The sequence below is a fragment of the Nocardia sp. NPDC003999 genome (assembly GCF_053604885.1).
Window position 1 is genome coordinate 178,696 of the sequence record NZ_JBSGIB010000002.1, and the last position, 22,356, is coordinate 201,051.

At 64.9% G+C, this 22,356-nt stretch carries 12 protein-coding genes and 1 pseudogene; 6 read left to right on the forward strand and 7 right to left on the reverse strand.

All coding sequences use genetic code 11. The features are described 5' to 3' along the window. Nucleotides 1–30: 30 nt before the first annotated feature. From purH to sucC, 6 genes are all read right to left on the reverse strand, one after another. Nucleotides 31–1,602 carry a bifunctional phosphoribosylaminoimidazolecarboxamide formyltransferase/IMP cyclohydrolase gene (gene purH / locus ACWESM_RS05035; RefSeq protein ID WP_364428783.1) on the reverse strand — a complete coding sequence of 524 codons (1,572 nt, stop codon included), beginning with the start codon at nt 1,600–1,602 and terminating at the stop codon, nt 31–33. Further along, nucleotides 1,599–2,225 (reverse strand): phosphoribosylglycinamide formyltransferase, encoded by a 627-nt coding sequence (gene purN, locus ACWESM_RS05040; RefSeq protein WP_355074644.1) that lies wholly within the window; start codon nt 2,223–2,225, stop codon nt 1,599–1,601. Before purN ends, purH begins: the two co-directional genes overlap by 4 nt. 87 nt (nt 2,226–2,312) lie before the next feature. After that, complete coding sequence (locus ACWESM_RS05045; RefSeq protein ID WP_397278552.1) at nt 2,313–3,794, reverse strand: cell division protein PerM; 1,482 nt, start codon at nt 3,792–3,794, stop codon at nt 2,313–2,315. Between the two features lie 92 nt (nt 3,795–3,886). After that, complete coding sequence (locus ACWESM_RS05050) at nt 3,887–4,969, reverse strand: DUF5336 domain-containing protein (protein ID WP_355074648.1); 1,083 nt, start codon at nt 4,967–4,969, stop codon at nt 3,887–3,889. A 410-nt stretch (nt 4,970–5,379) separates the two neighbouring features. After that, the gene (sucD, locus tag ACWESM_RS05055) at nt 5,380–6,294 is read right to left on the reverse strand and encodes a succinate--CoA ligase subunit alpha (protein WP_355074650.1); all 915 of its coding nucleotides are present in this window, start codon (nt 6,292–6,294) and stop codon (nt 5,380–5,382) included. Nucleotides 6,295–6,320: 26 nt separating this feature from the next. Continuing rightward, nucleotides 6,321–7,487: an ADP-forming succinate--CoA ligase subunit beta gene (gene sucC / locus ACWESM_RS05060; protein WP_355074652.1), complete on the reverse strand. Its 1,167-nt coding sequence runs from the start codon at nt 7,485–7,487 to the stop codon at nt 6,321–6,323. Nucleotides 7,488–8,024: 537 nt separating this feature from the next. On the opposite strand from sucC, the gene ACWESM_RS05065 reads away from it, so the two are divergent. Both ACWESM_RS05065 and ACWESM_RS05070 read left to right on the forward strand, forming a co-directional pair. Then, entirely contained in the window at nt 8,025–9,350 is a 1,326-nt protein-coding gene (locus tag ACWESM_RS05065; RefSeq protein WP_452490983.1) for a M23 family metallopeptidase, read from the forward strand. Between the two features lie 439 nt (nt 9,351–9,789). Next, nucleotides 9,790–11,172, forward strand: coding sequence for a DUF1731 domain-containing protein (locus ACWESM_RS05070; protein ID WP_452490984.1), 1,383 nt, complete (start codon nt 9,790–9,792; stop codon nt 11,170–11,172). Between the two features lie 565 nt (nt 11,173–11,737). Here ACWESM_RS05070 and ACWESM_RS05075 read toward each other — a convergent pair. Further along, on the reverse strand, nt 11,738–13,087 hold the full coding sequence (locus ACWESM_RS05075) for an AlbA family DNA-binding domain-containing protein (RefSeq protein ID WP_452490985.1): 1,350 nt from the start codon (nt 13,085–13,087) through the stop codon (nt 11,738–11,740). 155 nt (nt 13,088–13,242) lie between these two features. Between ACWESM_RS05075 and ACWESM_RS05080 the strand changes: the two genes are divergently transcribed. From ACWESM_RS05080 to ACWESM_RS05095, 4 genes and pseudogenes are all read left to right on the forward strand, one after another. Then, complete coding sequence (locus ACWESM_RS05080) at nt 13,243–16,677, forward strand: helicase-related protein (protein ID WP_452490986.1); 3,435 nt, start codon at nt 13,243–13,245, stop codon at nt 16,675–16,677. Next, a pseudogene (locus tag ACWESM_RS05085) lies at nt 16,674–16,838 on the forward strand (DUF1156 domain-containing protein); the annotation flags it as partial. The gene ACWESM_RS05080 and the pseudogene ACWESM_RS05085, both read left to right, overlap by 4 nt. Before the next feature lie 36 nt (nt 16,839–16,874). After that, nucleotides 16,875–19,343 (forward strand): DUF1156 domain-containing protein, encoded by a 2,469-nt coding sequence (locus ACWESM_RS05090; RefSeq protein WP_452491135.1) that lies wholly within the window; start codon nt 16,875–16,877, stop codon nt 19,341–19,343. Between the two features lie 39 nt (nt 19,344–19,382). Then, complete coding sequence (locus tag ACWESM_RS05095) at nt 19,383–22,166, forward strand: ATP-binding protein (RefSeq protein ID WP_452490987.1); 2,784 nt, start codon at nt 19,383–19,385, stop codon at nt 22,164–22,166. Nucleotides 22,167–22,356 lie beyond the last annotated feature (190 nt).

Genomic DNA, 22,356 nt, shown 5'->3' on the forward strand with positions numbered 1-22,356 from the left:
ATCCGACGCGGCGTCGCGGAACCATCGAACTCAGTGGGCGAAGTGGCGGGCCCCGGTGAGATAGAGAGTGACGCCCGCCTCGCGGGCGACGTCGATGGTCTCCCGGTCGCGCACCGAACCGCCGGGCTGCACGATGGCGCGGACACCGGCCGCGATCAAGGTCTGCGGACCGTCCGGGAACGGGAAGTAGGCGTCGGAGGCCGCCACCGACCCCTTGGCCCGGTCCCCGGCCCGCTGGACCGCGAGACCCACCGCGTCCACGCGGTTGACCTGGCCCATGCCGACACCGACCGAAGCGCCGTCGTGCGCGAGCAGAATGGCGTTGGACTTCACGGCCCGGCAAGCGCGCCAGGCGAACGCCAGATCGGCGAGCGTTTCCGCGTCGGCGGCCTCGCCAGCGGCCAAGGTCCAATGAGCCGGGTCGTCGCCCGGCGCGTCCAGCACGTCACGCTGTTGCAGCAGGGCGCCGCCGCTGATCGGACGCAGTTCGGCGCCCGCGCGCGTCGGCGGCTCGGCCACGAGGATGCGCACGTTCTTCTTGCGCTGCAACACCTCCACCGCGCCGTCGGCGTAGGACGGCGCGACGATCACCTCGGTGAAGATCTCGGCGACCTGCTCGGCCAGTTCCACGGTGACCTCGCGGTTCGCCGCGATCACCCCGCCGTACGCGCTCACCGGATCGCAGGCGTGCGCCTTGCGGTGCGCCTCCGCGATGTCGGCGCCGAGCGCGATGCCGCACGGGTTGGCGTGCTTGATGATCGCCACGGCCGGAGCCTCGTGGTCGTAGGCGGCGCGCCAGGCCGCGTCGGCGTCGACGTAGTTGTTGTACGACATCTCCTTGCCGTGCAACTGCCGCGCCTGCGCCAGCCCAGGGCTGCCGTCGCCGTTGGTGTACAGGGCCGCGGACTGATGCGGGTTCTCGCCGTAACGCAGCACCGCCGACCGCTCCCAGGTGCCGCCGAGCCACTCGGGGAACCGGACCGCCGTGTCCTCGGCCGCGTCGCCCGCGCTCAGCACGTTGGTCATCCAGCTCGCGACCGCCACGTCATAACTCGCGGTGTGCTGGAAAGCCTTGGCCGCCAGAGCTGTGCGTTCGGCCAAGGTGAAGCCGCCGGACTTCACCGCGGCCAGCACGTCGTCGTAGTCGCCGCTGTCCACGACCACCGCCACCGACGGGTGGTTCTTCGCCGCGGCGCGCACCATGGACGGGCCACCGATATCGATCTGCTCCACGCACTCGTCCGGCGTCGCACCACTGGCCACGGTCTGCGTGAACGGGTAGAGGTTCACCACCACCAGCTGGAACGCCTCGACACCGAGCTCGACCAGCTGATCGACGTGCTCCTGCTTGCGCGAGTCCGCCAGGATGCCCGCGTGCACCCGCGGGTGCAGGGTTTTGACCCGGCCGTCGAGGGTCTCCGGGAACCCGGTCAGGTCCTCGACCTTGGTCACCGGGATGCCCGCGTCCGCGATCCTGCCCGCGGTGGACCCGGTCGAGACCAGCTCGATGCCCGCCGCGTGCAGACCGGTCGCGAGCTCCACGAGACCCGTCTTGTCGTAGACGCTCACCAGCGCCCTGCTGATCGGCTTGCGTTCACTCACCGGAGAACTCGCTCATCTGGGATAACTGCCTTTCGTCCATCGGAGACAATGCCTCGCGTCGCGACGGCGGCGACGACCTCCGCCAGCAACCGTCGCTCGACGATCTTGATGCGCTCGTGCAGGGTGGCCTCGTCGTCACCCGGCAGCACCGGCACCGCCTCCTGCGCGAGGATCGGCCCGGTGTCCACGCCCTCGTCGACCAGGTGCACGGTGCAGCCGGTGACCCGCGCACCGTAGGCGAGCGCGTCCCGCACGCCGTGCGCGCCGGGGAACGCGGGCAGCAGGGCGGGGTGGGTGTTGATGATCCGTCCGCCGAACCGGTCCAGGAAAGTGGGACCGAGCAACTTCATGAAGCCCGCCGACACCACCAGATCCGGCTGGTGCTCGGCGACCGCCTCGGTGAGCTCGGCATCCCACGCGGCGCGGTCCGGAAAGTCCTTCAGCGCCACCCGGAAATGCGGTACGCCCGCGGCGTCCGCATGGGTGGTGGCCGCGCACAGCCGGTCGACGCCGACCGCGACGACCTTCGCCGGATAGCCGGGCGCGGCCGCGGCGTCCAGCAGGGCGTGCAGCAGCGAACCGGTGCCCGACGCCAGGACGACGACGGTGGCCGGCGTCGTCACGGGCTTCCACGAGGCATACGGGGACGTCAGCGCTCTACTCCCTGATCGATCGGATAGCGGACGGAATCGGCACCGCCGGGTTAGAGCCTAACGACCGTCCACCCGGTCACTATCCGGCAGGTCCGCCTCGACCACTTCGGCGTCGACGATGTCGCCCGCGGCGTGGTCGTGAGACCGACCGACGGTCTCGATCGCGGGCGGCTCGTCGACGAGTTCGGCGTCCAGCGGGGCCTCCAGCTCGGGCCGGTCGTAGTCGTCGTAGTAGTCGTCGTCCTCGTAGTAGTCGTCGGTCTCGTAGTAGTCGTCGTAGTCGTCGTCGGGGTAATCGTCGTACGGATCGGTGTAGTCCGCCGGTGGGACGCCGACCGGCACGAGGAACCAGCGGGCGAACACCAGGCCCGCGTAGCCGGGGATCGCCAGCCAGGCGAACGTGACCGAGGCGAAGATCGGCAGGTGCAGGCCGACCCGGCCCACCTCGCCGAGTTCGCCGCCCGCGACCGCGCCCGCCACGGTCAGCCCGAGCGCGGCGAGCGCGGCGGAGACGAGCGTGGCCCACGGCGCGCTGATCCGGTCGGTGGAAGTGCGCGCGATGTCCAGCCCGCCGAGCACGCCGACCGCCGCGGGGATCAGCAGCACCACCGGCCACCAACCCGCCGCCGGACCGGTCGGCACCGCCGCGAGCAACGGAAACGCCGGTATCGGTCCGCCGACGACGGAGAACACCCCGAACGAGGCGACGCCGATCTGCGCGCTGGAACCGACCAGCACACCGACGGTGTGGATCACCAGGTTCGGCAGATACGCCAGCGAGAGCAGCGTCAGGCCGAGGACGCCGCCGACATTGCCCGCCGACTGATACATGTCACCGAACCGCGAAATGTGGGCGAGGAACGAAACCACCACCACAGCGCTCGCGCAACCCAGCAGGCGCAGGACGGACCGGCCCGCGCCGTAGAGGCCGGAGACCGCCCAATCGGGCAGCCGCAGCAGCACGAACAGCTCGCGCCGGAGACGGACGGCGATGCCGATGGCGGCGGCGAACAGATACAACGCGGCGACCCACACGAAGGCGGCGAGGGTGTTCGGCGGTTGCAGCGCGATGACACCGGAAGCGTCTTCGGTGACCGCGAGGCAGACGATGGTGACCAGCAGCGGACCGCCCACCGCGGCGCCGACGATCCACCCGAGATCCGCTCGAGTGCATTGCGGCTCCACGGCGCGCGCGCATTCCCGCGCGGCCAGCCAGACCAGCAGGGCGGTCGGCAACAGCGGAAGCAAGCCGAGCGAGGTCTTGCCGATCACCAGCGGAACCTGGTGCACGCCCAACCAGGAGGCGGCGATCGCGCCGGAGGCGCCGTCCAGATCGCTGCCCGCCGCCAGGAGCGTGGCGAGCACGAGGACGACGAGGGTGGTCAGCCCGAAGGCGGACGGGCGGCCCGCTACGGCGATGAGCACCCTGGACCGCTCAGGGGTGAGGGACAGAAACCCGGCTTCGTCCGCGTCGGGGTGCGGCTGCGACGAGCGCGGCCCGCCGATCCGGCGGGCCGAGGAGTTTCTGGAGGAGCTCATGGCATTTCAGCGTGGCATCCTCCCCGGCGCGAACGGGTCAGGCGCGCCGCAGGCACGCGATCGCCGCACCGGGGAGGACGCCGCTGAGTTCTCTACTTGTTCTTGTCGTCCGAAGGACGGAATGCCTGGGTGGCGTCCGAGGATGGGTCGCCGCTCTGCTCGCCGCCGAACGGACCGCTCTGCTGGCTCGGCTGGCTCGGCTGGCTGGTCTGAGCCTGCTGCTGGCCGTAGCTCGGGGAACCGTAGGGCGACTGCTGACCGGACTGCTGCTGGCCGCCGAAGTGCTGAGTCACGCTCTCGTCGGGGCGCGGCTGCGCGCCGTACGGCGAACCCGGCTGCTGGGGCGCGCCGTAGGCCGTGGTCGGCTGGCTCTGCCCGTAAGGCGACTGCGGCTGTCCGTACGCCTGGCCCTGCTGGCTCTGTCCGTAGCTCGGCTGGCTCTGCCCGTAAGGCGACGGCTGCCCCTGCTGGGACGGGAACTGCGGCGGCGCGGACTGCGCGCCGTACCCGGCTTGCCCGTAGGGGCTCGCGCCGTAGCCGGGCTGCTGCCCCGGCTGCCCGTAGGACTGCTGACCCGGTCCGTACGACGGCTGCTGGCCGTAGCCGCCCTGACCGAACCCGCTCGGCGCGGCAGCGGGGCGCGGCGCGGGCGCCTTGAGGATGCCCACCTCGAACAGCGTCGCGGCGATCGCCACCGCTGCCTGCACGAAGGACAGCACGAGCAGGACGAACGCACCGACCTTCAGCTCGCTGCCCGAACCGAAGTTGAACGACTGGAACAGCAACGCGACGAAGCCGGCGGTCGAAGCCGCCGCGGCCGCACCGGTCCAGTTCTGCTTGGGCAGCAGCGACAGTCCGGCGAGCAGACCGCCGAGCAGCAGCAGGCCGAGCAGCGGCGAGCCGGACGCGACCTCGAAGAGGTTGGCCGTCTCCGTCGTGCTGACCGTGCGGCCGCCGATATCGATCGGTTTCCTGCCCAGGAACGGCAGGAAGCCGAGCAGGAAGTTGATCACGCCGAGCGCCGCTACGCCGACCACCAGGAAGAACGGCAGACCTTTGGCATCGGAACCGGTAGCGCTCGAACCTGAAGTGGCACCACCCGCGGCCGAACTCTGGCTGGATGGCGCTGAGGGCGAGGGTGTGTTGTACCCAGAGCCCCCGGTCGGGTAGGACATGTCGTCGTCTCCTAAATCGAGTCGTACATGGTCTTCACGGCTGGATTACTTCTGACGCTACTGCACTCCCTCGCCGAGGTCATCCCGCCGCGACGGCCGCGGCGAGCGGATTCGCCCGCATCACGGCAGGTCGCGGCGGTGTCCGGCGCGAAGCTCCTAGCGAGACCACCTACCGCTCCTTGAAACTGTTGCCCGCGATGGCGCTTTTCACACCACACGGATTCTCAATAGCGGGGAATTCCCGGTGACAACGAGATGAACCATCCGCCCGGCTGCCTCGTGATGGATAGCGAGGAGAACCGCGAGTGGCTGGACCGGACGCTCGGCTTCTGCCCAAGCCTGAGCCCCCGCCACACATGACGAAGGCCGCCCCCCGAATTCGGAGGCGGCCTTCGTGCACGGCGTGGAGATCAGGCGCTGATGCTGGCCTTCTCCAGGATCTCGCGAGCCAGCGCGGCGGTCTCGGACGGCGTCTTGCCGACCTTCACGCCCGCGGCCTCCAGCGCGTCCTTCTTCGCCTGGGCGGTGCCCGAGGAGCCGGACACGATGGCGCCCGCGTGGCCCATCGTCTTGCCCTCGGGGGCGGTGAAGCCTGCCACGTAGCCGACGACCGGCTTGGTGACGTTGGCCTTGATGTAGGCCGCGGCCCGCTCCTCGGCGTCGCCGCCGATCTCGCCGATCATCACGATCAGCTTGGTCTCCGGGTCCTTCTCGAACGCCTCGATGGCGTCGATGTGGGTGGTGCCGATGACCGGGTCGCCGCCGATGCCGATGGAGGTCGAGAAGCCGAAGTCGCGCAGCTCGTACATCATCTGGTAGGTCAGCGTGCCCGACTTGGACACCAGGCCGATCGGGCCCTTGCCGGTGATGTTGGCCGGGGTGATGCCGACCAGCGACTCGCCGGGGGTGATGATGCCGGGGCAGTTCGGGCCGATGATCCGGGTCTTGCCGCCCTTCTCCACGTTGTAGGCCCACGCGTAGGCGGTGTCCTGCACCGGGATGCCCTCGGTGATGACCACCAGCAGCGGGATCTCCGCGTCGATGGCCTCGATGATGGCGTCCTTGGCGAACTTCGGCGGCACGAACGCGATGGACACGTCGGCGCCGGTCTCCTTGATGGCCTCGGCGACGGTGCCGAACACCGGCAGCTCGACCGCGTTGCCGTCCTTGTCGGTGTGCGCGACGGTGGTGCCCGCCTTGCGCGCGTTCACACCGCCGACGATCTGGGTGCCCGCCTTCAGCATCAGCGCGGTGTGCTTGGTGCCCTCGCCGCCGGTGATGCCCTGGACGATGACCTTGGAGTCCTTGTTCAGGAAGATAGACATTTCTTTTCGTCCTTACTCGGCCGTCGTTATCGGGCGGCTGCCAGTTCGGCGGCCTTGTCGGCGCCTTCGTCCATTGTCTGCGCCAGCGTCACCAGCGGGTGGTCGGCGTCGGCCAGGATCTTGCGGCCCTCTTCGACGCGGTTGCCGTCCAGGCGGACGACCAGCGGCTTGTTGGCCTCGTCGCCCAGGATCTCCAGCGCCTTCACGATGCCGTTGGCGACCGCGTCACACGCGGTGATGCCGCCGAACACGTTGACGAACACGCTCTTGACCTGGCTGTCGTTCAGGATGACGTCCAGACCCGCTGCCATCACCTCGGCCGAGGCGCCGCCGCCGATGTCCAGGAAGTTGGCCGGCTTCACGCCGCCGTGGCCCTCGCCCGCGTAGGCGACGACGTCCAGGGTGGACATGACCAGGCCTGCGCCGTTGCCGATGATGCCGACCTCGCCGTCGAGCTTGACGTAGTTGAGGTCGTTCTCCTTGGCCTTGAGCTCGAGCGGGTCGGTCGCGTCCTTGTCCGCGAACGCCTCGTGCTCCGGGTGGCGGAATCCGGCGTTCTCGTCGAGGGTGACCTTGCCGTCCAGCGCGAGGATCTCGTCCTGCGGGGTGCGCACCAGCGGGTTGACCTCGACCAGGGTGGCGTCCTCCGCGACGAACACCTCCCACAGCTTCTGGATGGTCACGGCCGCGGCGTCCAGCACGTCGGCGGGCAGGTGGCCCTGCTCGGCGATCGAGCGCGCGAACGCCAGGTCGACGCCCTTGACCGCGTCGACCGGAACCTTCGCCAGCCGCTCCGGCTTGGTCGCGGCGACCTCTTCGATCTCCATGCCGCCCTCGACCGAGCACATGGCCAGGTAGGTCCGGTTGGCCCGGTCCAGCAGGAAGGAGATGTAGTACTCCTCCGCGATGTCCTTGGCCTCGGCCACCAGGATCTTCTTGGTGATGTGGCCCTTGATGTCCAGGCCGATGATGTTCTGCGCGTGCGTGAGCGCGTCGTCCGGGGTCGCGGCGTACTTGACGCCACCGGCCTTGCCACGGCCACCGGCCTTCACCTGGGCCTTGATCATCACCGGCTTGCCGATTTCCTCCGCGATGGCGCGGGCGTCCTCGGCCGTGTCCGTGACGCGGCCCTCGGACGAAGGCACTCCGTGCTTAACGAAGAGCTCCTTCGCCTGATATTCGAAGAGATCCATGTACTCACCGTCTCGTCTGCGTTGTGATGACAACGTCTTTGTTGGCGGCCCGACGTCGGAAGCGGGTCGGGTCGGACTCTAACCAGTCACATGGAGGGCCAATCGGCCACGTTCATCCTAAGTGGCGCAGGTCACCCGGCGTCGTTCGGAGCGGCAAAACCGCTGGCCAACACTACTGGCGAGTAGGTTGCTGACACCGCGCCAGGTAGAGGACGGAACCCGGGAGCGCGCCGGAATCTACTACAACTTGTCGTTGAACGACCTCTCAGGGGTGCCCATACCGCAGTGAGATATTCCGCGGGCCGAGCGTGATGAATCTCACATGTTTGTTACGGAAGCGGCGCACCGCTTGTCGCGGCTCAATCGTTTCGTTACCGTCAATGCGGTCGATGTCACAACACGGTCACGACTAGGAGGACGGCAAGCTTTGACGCAGCACAGCGCTCCGCAGACGGAGAGCCGCTCCGCATTCGACCGATCGACGCCGCTGGTCAAGCGGCTTTCGAGTTCCACCAGCTTCACGATGTGGCACCGCCGATGAACCACAGTTCCACCTTCGCTCCCACTGATCGCTCGCGGACGGGACATCGTTACCGCCCCGACGACGAGTCCTTCGCCCCGGCGAGCTACGCCGAGCCATCGTTCGACCCGCACTACGCCGGGTACGAGGCTCCGCAGGGCGAGTACGACTTGCAGGCCGCCGGCGCCGGATACGGCTTCGAGACCGAGTCGCCCGTCCACGACGGGGGCTACGACCAGCCGGTCCACGCGAACGCGGCCTCCGACAACTCCTGGGCCACGAACAACGCCTGGCCGCAACAAGATTGGGCCCAGCAAGAGGCCTGGTCCGATGGTGCGGCATGGAACTCCGGCCAGGCGTGGAACTCCGGCCAGGCGTGGAACTCCGGCCAGGCGTGGAACTCCGGCCAGGCGTGGAACTCCGGCGAGGCGTGGGCCGAAGAGGAGACCTGGGCGCCCGACGAGCGAGCCTGGGTGTCCGACACCGGCTGCTGGGCTCCCGAGGAGTCCTGGGCGACCGAGACCGCCGAGCCCGAACCCGAGTCCGACGAGGAGCCGGGCGCACGTGCTCTTCCGACCGTCATCCCGGGGCGCCGTGCCACGAACAAGCGCGGTGGCGCGCACCGGGTGGCCGCGCCGCCCGCCGCGCTCAAGGGACGCGCCGCGGTGGCGGCCGTCGCCGCTGGCGCTGTCGTAGCGGCCGGACAGGCCGCGTTCGCCTCGCCCGACCAGCCCTCGCAGGCGGTCGACTACGAAGCCGCCGGACAGATCCACGAGATCGCCGCGCAGTCGATGAACGTTGCCGACCCGACGGCGGCGCCGGACTCACCGCAGGTGCTGAGCGTCTCCGCGCCGGCCAACCTCGATCAGTTCAACGACATCCTGCAAAAGGGCCAGAAGTACGCCGAGGACCTCGCCGCCCAGGAGGCCTCGAAGCTTCGGCCCCTGTTCACCAGGTTCGCCGCGGGCACTTTCACCTCCGGCTTCGGCGCCCGCTGGGGCGTGCAACACCTCGGCATCGACATCGCGGGCCCGATCGGCACCCCGATCTACGCCGTCGCCGACGCCACCGTGATCGAGGCCGGTCCCGCGTCGGGCTTCGGCATGTGGGTCCGCCTGCTGCACGACGACGGCACCGTCACCATCTACGGCCACATCGACACCGCCACGGTGTCGGCGGGCCAGCGTGTGCTCGCCGGTGACCAGATCGCCACGATCGGCAACCGCGGGTTCTCCACCGGCCCGCACTGCCACTTCGAGGTCTGGTTGAACGGCACCGACAAGGTCGACCCGCTGCCCTGGCTGGCCACCCGTGGCATCAGCCTCGGCCCGCAGCGCGACTGAGCGACGCCTTGACGCGTGCCTGACGCGCCTTCCCAGTCGGCTGGCAGCAACCCGGCGGACCATGGATCGCACAAGCCAGAGATGGATGTACGCTCCTCCGCTGTGTTCGCGCACGATGAATGCGGGTGCGAAACCGGTTACAGCACATAGCTGCTCGCAGCAGTCCGGCCAGCCCGTGCTCGCCCATCGCAGCGGGCTGCTCACCATGAACGCGGGCGTGCGGCCCGGCTTCGGGTGCGAAACTTCGCCGCGTGCGCGGTCGCCTCATCCGCTCGGTAATTGCAAGTCGCGAATCCGTAATGGCCCGGCGCGACCCCCTCTAGCGCGAGACTTCGCCCGCGCAGCCTGGCCAGCGCATTCTCGTTGAGTCGAGGTGTGTCGCGGTACATGACGATGCACACGATTCCCCCGCGGCAGACATCGGGTTAGCGTCGAGCCCATGGCACGACGTACAACGACGTACACACAATTCATCGCGTTGCCTGCTGAACGGATCTGGGAGGTACTCGCCGATCCGCCGCGATGGCCGGAATGGAACCCGGGGATCGCGTCGGTGCGGCTCGACAGTCCGATCGCAGTGGGCAGTACGGGAAGCTATGTGCCGCAGGGGCAGGCGCACCGCGCTTTGCACGGGCGCGCCGTGCTGCCGTTCATCGTCGCCGCTGTCCGGCCGGAACGGGAGCTGCGGATCGAGCAACCCGAACCGCTCGGGCGGATGCGGCTGACCTGGACGCTGACGCCGCGCGACGGCGGCGCCGAAATCACCCAGCGGTTGACCTTCCTCGGCGCGTCGGCCGGTATGGCCCGGCTGCTCGACGCCGCGTTCCTGGAAACCGATGTGCGGGTGTGTTTCGCCCGCTTGGCCCGCTCAGCCGGACTCGAGCCCGCCGCCGACGCGCTCACGGTGGTCATCCCGGGCGGCACCGGCGGGCTGGGCAGGCATGTCGCCGCCGACCTCACCTGTCGTGGGCATCGCGCCGTCATACTCACCCGCCGTCGCGATCCCCAGCTGCCGTTCGATCAAGCGGAGTGGGACGGCAAGTCGGTCGGCGAATGGGTTGCGGCACTCCGTAATCCAGGACGGACCGCGATCGTCAACCTCGCCGGGAAGCTGGTCGACTGCCGACCGACGCCGGAGAACATCGCCGAATTACGGGCCAGCCGAGTGGATTCCACCCGCGCTCTGGTTGCCGCCGCCGCGACGCTGGACGCGCCGATCGACTACTGGGTGCAGGCGAGCACTACCGCGATCTGGTCCGATGCGGGCGAAACCCATTGCACCGAAAGCACTCCCCTGCCGATCGGGCTGCCGCAGATGACCGGCGTCGCCGAACCGTGGGAGCGCGCCTTCGACTCCGCCCGCGCGGCGCACTGGACGATTCTGCGCACCTCGATCGTGCTCGACGCACAAGCGCCCGCCCTGAAACGTCTCACTCAACTCACCAGAGCCGGGCTCGGCGGTCGAGTCGGGCCCGGCCAACAATGGTTCAGCTGGATCCACATCGAGGACTGGCTCGCGATCGTTCGCGCCGCACTCGGCCTCGATCCGGCGCTCGAACTGCCGAACGGAATCCTGGTAGCCGCCACCGATACGCCGGTCCGCAACCGCGAGCTGATGCGCGTCCTCCGCAAGCGCCTGCACCGGCCGCCCGCGCCGCCGACCCCGGAATTCGTGCTGAAGCTAGGCGCGCTCCTCCTGCGCTCCGATCCGGCCCTCGGTCTGACCGGCCGTCACGCCAGGTCGGAGGTACTGAAGAAGGCAGGTTTCACCTTCCGCTACCCCACCCTCGACAAGGCGTTGGCAGACCTGCTGCCGCATTGACACCGCAAACCTGACGCTATCGAACGAGTGTTCGATAACATTTCTCAATGCTTCTCAAAGTGCCCATTAGCCGCATAGATGCCAGATTGCGATCCCTCAACCCTTCCCGCTGAATCTCAGAAGATCTGGGTGAATCCGTGTCGTTTCCGTGTCGTTCGTCGAGTGAGTGCAGCGATCGGCAGGATTCCCGACTCGGGCTACAGACAGGTCGGCCAGTAACGGGCGAGTCGGCGTGTCACTATGCGGCGCGCCGACAATTTCCACAGCAGCTATCCGTTGGCAACCAATACGAGTGTCGGGATCTGCGGCCGAGTTCCCTCTCGCACATAGCATGTGCTTTGCAGTAGACGCCGTAGTCGTCGCCGGCTGGGTGTACGCCTAGATCATCACCGCATGGCACGCCTCCAAATCACAGCGGGCCGCCGGCCAAACCACGTGAATCCGAATGACCATGGTCAGACTCTCCCCCACACTCCAACACCTCGCCTTGTCGACAAGCCAATGCGGTGCCCATGATTGAGTCGTCGGAACTCGTAAGCTTCGCCGGGGTCAATCCGAGGCAGCATCAAACAAAGTCCGCAACGCCTCCATCCCCAGGTACGCGAGCAAGCCACGCCTCTATGCGCACACGCTCCGACGCGGCAAGCCGTTCAGAGCGAACCTCGCAACTCGGCCGTATCAACGTGAGTTCATACACCCCGTAGTCCGCGAGCAGGTCCGCCGCGATCCTCATAGCGACAGAACGGAGCTGGGCGGAATCGGTTGCCAAAGCCTCCAAGTACCCGACGTGGTGGCACGGCTCGCCGGCGTCGCTACTTATCGGCACACCCGGCACATACCGCGCGCTGCCGTTCAACGGCGAGCGATCCAGATGAACCGTGGGTGGCGAGCTTGTGCAGGCCATCACGTCTACATCACCATAGGCGCCCGCCCATTCCGCATAGCTGCAAGCGAGGTGCAGCGCGCACAGTATATGGTACTCAAGTCGCGTCAGGTTGAGCACCGGGACATCCGCGGAGTGGTTATCCGGGGCGCTGAGGTCGACTTGAGCAGTAACGCCTCCGTCGGCATGCCACACCACATCGATTCCAAAGCCCTCGACCTTCATCCGGCCCCGGCGGATGTGGGGCGGACTGGACAGCAGCGCGCGCGGCAGCTTGGCCGATGGCGACTCCTCGGAGTTAGCGAGCGCACCCAGAAAGGTCCGGAGCTCCCCGATGAACATCCTATCGATCCGGCGTTCCGCTCCAACCCCGGGAACCAACGAGAGAGTGAGCGACAGCCGAGAATCACTCGATTCTGCGAGCCATCCAGAGTCGTTTTGCAGTTGCCGATGTACTCGTGCGACGTGTTGCTCTGCCTGCTGGAATCGATCTCGGTACATGGCCGCAACCTCCGACTCGTCGAGCCAACCCGTGACACGGCCGATACGACGCGCAAATCCGAAGCGGTGCAACCCTTTGCCGCCGACCCCACGCACAACATGGGGGGCCATCGGGCTGCGCGGAATGCCGATCAGCAAGTAGCCGAGTCCGGGGTCTGCAGGGTCGTCCACGACAGTTCGGATCTCAAAATCATTTGGCAGCAATGGGGATACCCTGCGTCGCAACGCTTCGTTGAGCTTGTTGCAGTCCGCGTCGGAGATCACGATCGGCTTCAAACTCGCCGCGCTGCCCTGCGCGTCGTCCTCGACTCCCACGATGATGAGCCCGCCTCTGCCATTCGCCATCGCGGTGACATCCTTGGCTAGTTCGTCGAGCCCGTCATTGTCCTTCACATAGGCGTTCTCCTTCTTGAAGTCCAGATCTGCGCCTTCGGCGACCGACTGAGAACACAAGGCGGACAGATGCACTCGCTCGATCTGATGGAAGTCTGCGCCCAGTAGCTGTGCTAGCCGGTGGATTCGGAGAGCCACGGAAGCATGGTACGTCTTCTCGCTCTGCTCGGGCACCAGATATGCTGGGCTGCTTTTTAATTCACCTCAACAGACAAGCCCGCGGCAGCGCATGTACGATCGGCGCGTCGTGACCAAACGTCCCGTCAGGGCGATTTGCAAGGGGGTACACGCGGGTGGCCGTGTTCGATCCGCAGCAGCTGACGGAGGGGGCACGCGTGCGTGTGCCCGGGCATCCCGATCCGGAAACCGTGGTGCAGTGCCTACCAGGTGCCTACTGGGAGTTCTTGCTTGAGGCAGAGCCCGGCAACTTCCGTAGAATAAGCCTGCCCGAAGACGAAGTGCCGGGAATCGAAATCATCAACGACGGCCGCAGTTGCTCCTTCGACGCCAACGCCAGGGCGTTCCGACTGGGCATTGAGGCCCGCAGAATTCGAACTCGGTTCCAGCACGATATGGGCGCCCTAGCAGTGTCGAGCATCGACCCGCTCCCGCACCAGCTTGAGGCCGTGTACGGAAAACTGTTGCAGGAGCCCCGCCTCCGCTTCCTGCTAGCTGATGATCCGGGCGCGGGCAAGACCATCATGACCGGGCTGTACATCAAAGAACTTCAGCTACGCAGTGTCGCCGACCGGGTGCTGATCGTCGCGCCTGCGAACCTAAGTTTCCAATGGCAGCGCGAGTTGGATGAGCGTTTTCAGATCGCCGCGCGCCGGATCACCAGGGAGACCCTCGATTCGGACCCTATGAGCAATCCGTGGGAACAGGACGGTGTGTTCATTATCTCCCGCGATCTACTCAAGGCGAAGACCGTGCTGGAATCCTTTAGCGCAGCCCATAGGCCTTGGGATTTAGCTGTTCTCGATGAGGCGCATGGCTACACCCTCAAGATCAAACGCCGGGGGACCATTGATCACCGCACCGAACGCTATAAGGCCGCCGAATGGGTCGCCAACCGTGCCGATCGCCTCTTGCTGCTGACCGCGACGCCGCACTCCGGGCGCGAGGAGTCTCTATGGGGACTGATGCGGCTACTCGACCCCGACGCGTACGGCGACCGCTGTCCTGACCAAGTCGACATCATGCCGCACCACTATTCGAGAACTACCAAGGAACTGATGGTCGACCTGCGGGGGCGCCCGCTGTTTCGACCACGTATCGCACACACTGTCACCTACGACCTCGTTGGCGCGGAATTGAATCTCTACGAACAGGTTTCCAGGTTCATCACGCAGGGCCTCGCGGATATCCAACGAGAGCAAGCCGAGGGTGGATCACCCTCGGTATCCGGTTTTGCCCTGACAACGATGCAGCGCCGCCTCGCCTCCTCGATGCGAGCGATCACCAGGACGCTACATCGGCGAGTCGAGCGACTAGAGCGGGAACTCGACCAACCCGGAACCGGAGCGGCAGCCATCACCGATATAGATCCGGACGCGAATAGCGACCGCCCCGAGGGCGAAAAGTGGGAACTGGAAGAGCAAGCGCTAAACCAGGTTCCACTATTCAGATCGCGCGAACAGATCCTCGCCGAACTCGACCTGCTGCGCCCCCTGCTCACGCAAGCCGAGGAGACTGGGCTGCTTGGGTCCGAGACGAAACTGAACGAGCTGTGGAAGATCCTTGACACATATGGCATCGGCGATGACGCCGGCAAGAAGTTGCTCATCTTTACCGAGCACCGGGACACCCTCGACTTCCTCGTGGAGGAACTCCGGACCAGATTTACCGTGACAGCGATCCATGGCGGAATGCGACCCACCGACCGAGTCGACGCCGAACGCAACTTCCGAGAGCACGCACAGATCATGGTCGCAACCGAGGCCGCGGGTGAAGGCATCAACCTGCAGTTCTGCCACCTCATGGTCAATTACGACATCCCCTGGAACCCCAACCGGCTTGAGCAGCGGATGGGACGCATCCATCGCATCGGCCAGACCGAGGATGTGCATATCTTCAATTTCGTCGCAGCCAATACCCGGGAGGGTCAGGTGTTGGCGACCGTTCTGCAGAAGATCGAGAACATGCGTCGCAACGAGGTTTTGGGCGATCAGATCTTCGACGTCATCGGCGAGATTCTTTCTGGTTTCCGGCTGCGGGATCTATTGGAATCGGTGATCGCGGAGGAACGGACGCCGGAGGAAGCTCTCACCGTGCTGGGCGCCGGGGATGGTGCGTTCGATGAGGGAATTGTCGACCGCATGCGGGAGCTCTCGGAGAAGGCCCTGGCAACTGGAAGCATTGACTGGCAGCTACACCGGCGAGCGACCAATCGTGCCGAGGAACGACGTCTCGCACCTGAGTATCTGGAGCGGTTCTTTATAGACGGGATCGAATTCCTGGATGGACAGGTGGATCAGCGACTCGACCGTGCCAGCGTTCGAGTGCGCCGAACGCCCGACATACTCGTTGCTCGCGATCGCGATCGCGGCACGCTACGCCAGCTGCAGCCGACCTACGAGCGAATCACCTTCGACAAGGCCGTCGCCATTGTGCCGATGTCGATGGACACCGAGTTGGGTGCGCCGCGCCCGGAGCTCTGCGGACCAGGACATGCCCTGTTCGACGCGATGCTGGACTATCTCATCGAACACACCGAACAGGATCTTCGACGCGGTGCGGTCTTTCGCGACCCAGAACTGACCTCGCCAGCACTGCTGCACATGATCGAAGGCGACATCGTCGACGGCCATCGCAGCACCATCGACCGCAGTATGGCGTGTGTTCTCCAACACGGCAGAGAATTGCGTGCGGTCGGCGGCGCTTTGTACGACGTTGCCTTGGGTACACACGCCGAGATTTCCGATCGGCCTGTAGCAACGCTGCCCGAGTCCGAACTGATCAATTGGGCGCGCGCCAACGTCTACGAGCAACACCTACAGAACGTGCGCGACCGCCGCAAGCGAACCGCGGATATCCAGGAAGAATTCTTGCGCAGCTCGTTCACCGCACTCTTGGCTCGTTATGACAGTGAACTGAGCGACCTCGATCAGGAGGTGGAGGATGGCGTCACCGGGGCAGATGGCCGTCGCCGAAAAACCGAATTATTGCGGCGCACGGCGGCTGAACGCCGCGACCGACGTATCGCTGACACTGCCCGTACCCGGCAGGTTGACCGCGGACCGGTGACCATCGTCGCGCAAGCCCTGATACTGCCATCGGCAAGCGGACAAGCCGCGGAACTGACCGGAACGGCCGACACGAACTCGGCCCGCGATCAGGAGGTCACGCGCATTGCTCACGAAGTCGTGCTCAGGCATGAATATGGTTGCGGCACAGAGGATCTACGGCTCGCGGAGACGGAGCACATTGGCTTCGACCTTATTTCGGAGCGTCCGGAGGGCACTCGCTACATCCTGGTGCGAGGTCTCGCGGGCATCGGCGAGGTTGAGATGGCCTGGTCGGAATACATAGCCGCCGGAAAGTTCGGTACTACGTTCTGGCTCTATGTCGTCCTCGATTGCGTCACCCCGAGTCCGCGGCTCTATCGCGTGCGGAGTCCAGTCACCACGTTGGCCGGCAACATCCAACCGGTCCGCGAGGTCCGGTACTCGATCCCTCTTGGTCCGATCATCGACCGGGCTGAGCCAACAGGACAGGACAACAGGTGAGACGGGCGCTGATCGAGGAAAAGCTACCGCTAGCCGCAGTGAACGCAGCCTCCCTGCGTGAGAAACACCTCCGACACGGGCATATCTCTACGCTGCATCTGTGGTGGGCGCGTCGACCGCTCGCTATGGCGCGCACGGTGGTTGCAGCAAGCCTCCTCCCTGACCCTGGTCCGGGAGAGCTGCCCACCCGAAGCACCTTGCTCACCGACATTGGGAATGCTGCTCCCTTTGAATCCAGCAACGGCGTTATCAGTTCGGTGCGCGAATCGGTCAGCAGGGCTTGGCCACTGCGACCCCCGAAAGTGCTCGACTGTTTCGCTGGGGGTGGCGCTATTCCACTTGAAGCGGCGCGACTGGGCTGCGATACGACGGCGATCGACATCAACCCAGTAGCACACCTCGTTCAACGATGCACGCTCGAATTTCCCGCCAGGTTCGGAGACACCGTCAACGGCAACCTGTCCTTTGTCGAGGAGCTAAATTTCTGGGCGGATTGGGTTCGCAAGACTGCGGACGACGAGCTACAGGAGGTGCTGCCGCGAGTCGCAGATGGTCACCGTCCGGCTGTGTACTTCTGGGCACGCACGATAGTCTGCGCTGATCCACATTGTAAACGAACGTTTCCGCTGCTGTCGTCACGCGTGCTCGCCGACTCAAGCCGACACCGAAAACGTCTGGACTACAGAATTTTTGACGATCGGATTGAGATCGACCTAGCGGATGGTAAGCCAACCGATGGCAGCGACTGGCAACTCGGAACCAAGACAAGCCGCGGCTCGCATGTGACAGTTACCTGCCCGGCGTGCGGGACTTCTCGCCCCGACAAGGAACTACGAGCGTATGCGCGGGAAAGCGGTTTCGGCACCTACCTGTACGCCGTCCTCGATATTGATTCGAAGGGATTTCGGCGTTACCGGACACCGTCGGCCGAGGATCGCGAAGCGGTGGAACGAGCAACCATCATGGCTACAAACCTCGCGGACCTGCCGGACGGGACCACTGCGATCCCAGACGAGCATGTGACCAAGTCCCAGTACCGCACACTGCGCAACCTTACATTCGGAATCGATACTTGGGCCGAGATGTTCACCCCCCGTCAGCGCCTAGTGATCGCCGTCCTTGTCAGAGCCGTGCGAGACGCTCATGCCGCAATGATCGGGGAACAAGTCGATCCAGGAAGGGCGCGGGCGCTGGCGACCTACCTTGCGCTCGCGGTGGATCGGATCGCTGACTACAATTCGTCGTTCACAACGTGGGCCGCCAAACGCGAGACTCTGCGAAGCACGTTCCCGCAGCAATCAATTCGAATGGCATGGGACTTCACCGAAATCGATCCTTTCGGAGAAGGCCCGGGCAGTTGGGTTGGCGCAATGGCGTGGATCACTAAAGTGGTCCGTCATTGCGCAACCGCCACACGCGGCAATCCTGTTCGTGTACAACGCGCAAATGCCCAACAGCTGCCGTTCACTGACGGTGAATTTGACGCCGTCATTATAGATCCGCCGTACTACGATGCCTTCCAGTACGGCGATCTATCCGACTTCTTTTACGTCTGGCTCAAACGATCAGTCGGCCATTTATACCCAGAACTATTCGCGACGACACTGACGCCGAAGAAGGCCGAAGTGATTCAGAACCGGGCAAAAACGGATTCCACTGAATATATTTCGCGCACGGAGTTCGAATTCCGCTTGCAGCGTGCTCTCAATGAGGTTGCTCGTGTCGTCGCCGATGACGGGATCGTTTCCCTCGTCTTCGCCCACACCGACACCAAGGCGTGGGAACACCTGCTGCGCACCCTACGACTGTCCGGTCTGGTCGTCACTACCTCATGGCCAATGCAATCCGAGCGCACCGGCCGCACCACCGACAACGTTGGCTCGGTGCTGGCGTCCTCGGTGGTCCTTGTCTGCCGCAAGGTTTCGGCGGCAGTTGACGGGTTCTATGACGATGTCGTGCGTGATCTCGACGCCAGAATTGCCGAACGCCTCGAAGTCTTCGACGACATGAAACTCTCGGGTGCCGACTACTTCGTCTCTGCCATCGGCCCTGCATTCGAGATCTTCGCAAGATACTCGCGCGTGCTCCGACTGTCAGGTGAAGAAGTCAAAGTCGACGAGCTAATGGTGCTTGCGCGCCAAGCCGTCGCCCGCCATGCGACCCGAGCACTAACGCGCGGTGAATCTCTCGATCGTCTCGACGATGCTTCCCTGTTCTATCTGACCTGGCGCTGGGCATACAAAGGCAACGCCATACCCGCAGATGAGGCCTACATGTTGTGTCGCGCGTTCGATCTCCGGCTCGACTCCCTCACCACGCGCGGCGGTTTGGTCAAGAAGACTGGCGGCGTTTACAAACTCTTGGGGCCACACGAACGCGGCGCGATCAGCTTCAGCACACGACCTACCTGGATTGATGTCATGCATCAGGCCGGATTGCTCCATGACCAAGGGCGCCGACAGGAACTAGATGCCTTACTCAGCACCAGTGGCACCGGCACGGATCCCGCCTTCTGGGCGCTGGTCACCGCCTTGACCGAACTGCTGCCCGACGGAGCCCGCGAGCGGACCCTGCTACTTGGGCTCGGGGGCAGCCGAGAGGTGCTGGAAGAACGCGCCGCCCGATATGTACCGCAGCCGGACGAACTCACTCTCTTCGGCCTGTAGCCATCGATTCCGGCCCGTTTGTTCGTGAAAGGACTATCTGTGGCACTGCTGCCCAACTGGACCGAAACCGCTCCACCACACGACGATATTATCGCAGGCACCTTCGATGATGCCCTGTTCGCGGCCGATCTGGGCCGAGTGAGTAAAGGGGAAGGACCGAGAGACTATCTCGACGCTGAGCTCTTCGCGAGGAAGACCTACCTCACCGAAAACCTTCGTGCCGCGCTCACCGAAATCGGTAACCGGCTCGCTGGCGAGCCCGACGCCAAAGCCGTACACCGAATGCAGACCGAATTCGGTGGCGGAAAGACACATACACTGCTTGCTGCGTATCACCTGTTCGGTAACGCGAGGGCGGTCCGGCGCACACCGTTGGCCAAGCAACTCGCCGGATTACTGAAAGGCGGTGCACTGCCGCACGCCACCGTGGTCGTCCTCGACGGCTCCGATCTCACCCCTGATCGTAACGAGAAAGCAAACCGCTCGCCCGGTCGAACGCTGCTCGGGCACTTGGCCTATCAATTGGGAGGCGACACGGCTTATGAGAGTGTCCGCGAATCCGACGAGGCATATGCGGCGACATCGGTAAGTCAGCTTGTCGGGCTACTCCAGCCGCACACCCCCTGCCTTATCCTAATGGATGAGACGCTTGAGTATCTCGCGAAGACGTTTGATGCAGACAGCAAGAACGGCATGCGGACCACGACGTCGCTGGTACTTATCAAAGAACTTACCTCGGCGATTACCCAAGTACCCGGTGCCTGCCTCGTAGCGACGTTGACGGCATCCCATCTCGAGGATTTCGCCGAGGTGAATCACGAGGATCTTCTGGAACGTCTCATGAAGATCTTTGGTCGCACCGAGAACGTCGTGACACCAGTGGAGGGCGACGACATCTTCCCGGTGCTCCACACCAGACTGTTCCGGAACAACGGAACCCCATCCCAGCGGCGCGCGGTCGCCGACGCCTACGGCGCCTACTACGTCGATCAGTTCGGTGACGCGCTTCCTGCGGAATTCCGAGATCCGACCTACCGAGACCGAATCGAGGCCGCATACCCATTTCATCCAGAGCTCATCGATGTGCTGACCAATCGTTGGGGATCGCTGTCGGGCTTCCAACGGACCCGTGGCGCGCTGCGCACCCTTGCCCACACCGTCAAAGCGCTGCATCGCGCCTCACCACAGTCCGCTCTGATTCACCCCGGCGATCTGCCTCTCCACGATGCCGGAGTGCGCGCCGAGGTGCTCAAGATCGCTGGCGAGTCTTACAAGTCCGCCCTTAATGCCGACATCATCCGTGATGACTCACGCTCAAGGCTGGAAGACAAGCGACGAGGCGGCGAGGTGGAAAGAGCAAGCCTGGCAACCGGACTCGCATCGACCGCCTTCATCCATTCCTTCAGCTCCGACAAGGTACTCGGCGCCTCCGACGCACAGATGATACTGGGAGTCGGCAGACCGGGTATCTCCCGCGGCACTCTCGAAGACGTACGAGACACGATCAAGAACGCCGCCTGGTACATGCGGTATGAGGGCGGCCGATATCGTTTCACCACCGAGCCTAACTTAAACAAGGTCATCGTCGAGCGCGAGAGCGCGGTAGCCGAGCCCGTGATATCGCAACTGCTCGAAGATGCGACGGCCACAGTGGCGCCCACCGCTCCACCATGGAGAACGCAGCCTGGTGTCCTCACCTCGGCGGACGTGCGAGACGAGCCTCGGTTGTGCCTTGCGCTGCTGCATCCGGATCACCGAGTGGAGGCTTCCGATCCGGTCAGCCTGGCCCCAGTTGCCGCAAAGATCCTCAACGAGTTCGATCAGTCCGGTCGCACCAACAAGAACTCCGTCGTAGTGGTTGCCCCGGACGCGGGAGCCTTCGGTCGCGCGCGAACACTGGCTCGAACTTTGGCAGCAATGCGAGACCTACAAAGCGACGGACCTAGGATCCGCAAGTTCAACAAGGAGCAACAAAACGACCTTCGGCAGCGCATCGCCCTCGCCGAGCAACGGGTGCCCGCACTTCTTGTAATGGCCTACCGCTACGTGTATCTACTCGCGAACGGCATCGACGGCGGCGCCCCCACTGTTGCCCACCTGGACCTCGGTGCCGCCCGCGCAAGCGAAACCATCACCTCCCGTGTCACCGAACGGCTGAGATCAACAGATGGCCTGCTCGATAAGCTTGCCCCCGCCGCACTACTGTCGCATCGGTTCGGGCTGATGCTCGACGATGTCGATGCAGTGGAGATCGAGGGCGTACTCAAGGCCTTTCAGCGTTTTCCTCGGCTCCCAAAGCTAGCCTCGAACGATGTCCTTCGCGACTGCCTAGTGGAAGGCGTCCGCCGAGAGGTGTTCGGTCTCATTTCCGGATCCCATTGGAATGATCCAGACGCGGTAGTTCGCATCGGCGATGACATCCAACCTGATGAGATCGACTTCCAACCAGGAACATGGCTCACGAGGGCCACGATGGCGAGAGATCGTCGGAGCTCCCGTGGCCCGGCGGAACCCGCGACAGTTGCCCCGCCGAGTCTAGTGCCGGACCGGCCGCAACCGCACACCAATGCGCCGGGTCCACCACGGTCGGTGAAAGCCACTGGGCGGACGCAGTTGCGGCTCCGCATCGCCGATATCCCTGCCGACAAACTGAGGGAAGCCGTCAAAGTCGCCGCATTACAATTCGCTGCGCAAGGCGCGGAAGTTCTGGTGAGTATGGAGGTTTCGGTAAGCTCCAGTAAGCCGATACCCGCGCATATCGTCGATCTGGTGGTGGAGGAGGGCTTGGGTCAACTAGGACTCCAGGCTGATATCACAGACTAGACCGATAGAGATCTCTCTCGGTGTGACGTGATCTGGACCTGCTCACCCGGCCGCCGACCGGTTGTCGATCGGGGGGCACGTTCGGTTGGCGGTGGCGCGGCCACAGCTGTGACGGGACCCCGTCGATCGGTCCAGATCACCCGGACCCAACCACAGGGGTCAGGTCACACCCAGTTCCGAGGAAGCCACG

Bases quoted from the DNA above. Each gene is read 5' to 3' on its own strand.
- ACWESM_RS05050 (WP_355074648.1), bottom strand. From the start codon at position 4,969: ATGTCCTACCCGACCGGGGGCTCTGGGTACAACACACCCTCGCCCTCA.
- sucD (WP_355074650.1), bottom strand. From the start codon at position 6,294: ATGTCTATCTTCCTGAACAAGGACTCCAAGGTCATCGTCCAGGGCATC.
- ACWESM_RS05070 (WP_452490984.1), top strand. From the start codon at position 9,790: ATGGCACGACGTACAACGACGTACACACAATTCATCGCGTTGCCTGCT.
- sucC (WP_355074652.1), bottom strand. From the start codon at position 7,487: ATGGATCTCTTCGAATATCAGGCGAAGGAGCTCTTCGTTAAGCACGGA.
- ACWESM_RS05045 (WP_397278552.1), bottom strand. From the start codon at position 3,794: ATGAGCTCCTCCAGAAACTCCTCGGCCCGCCGGATCGGCGGGCCGCGC.
- ACWESM_RS05065 (WP_452490983.1), top strand. From the start codon at position 8,025: ATGAACCACAGTTCCACCTTCGCTCCCACTGATCGCTCGCGGACGGGA.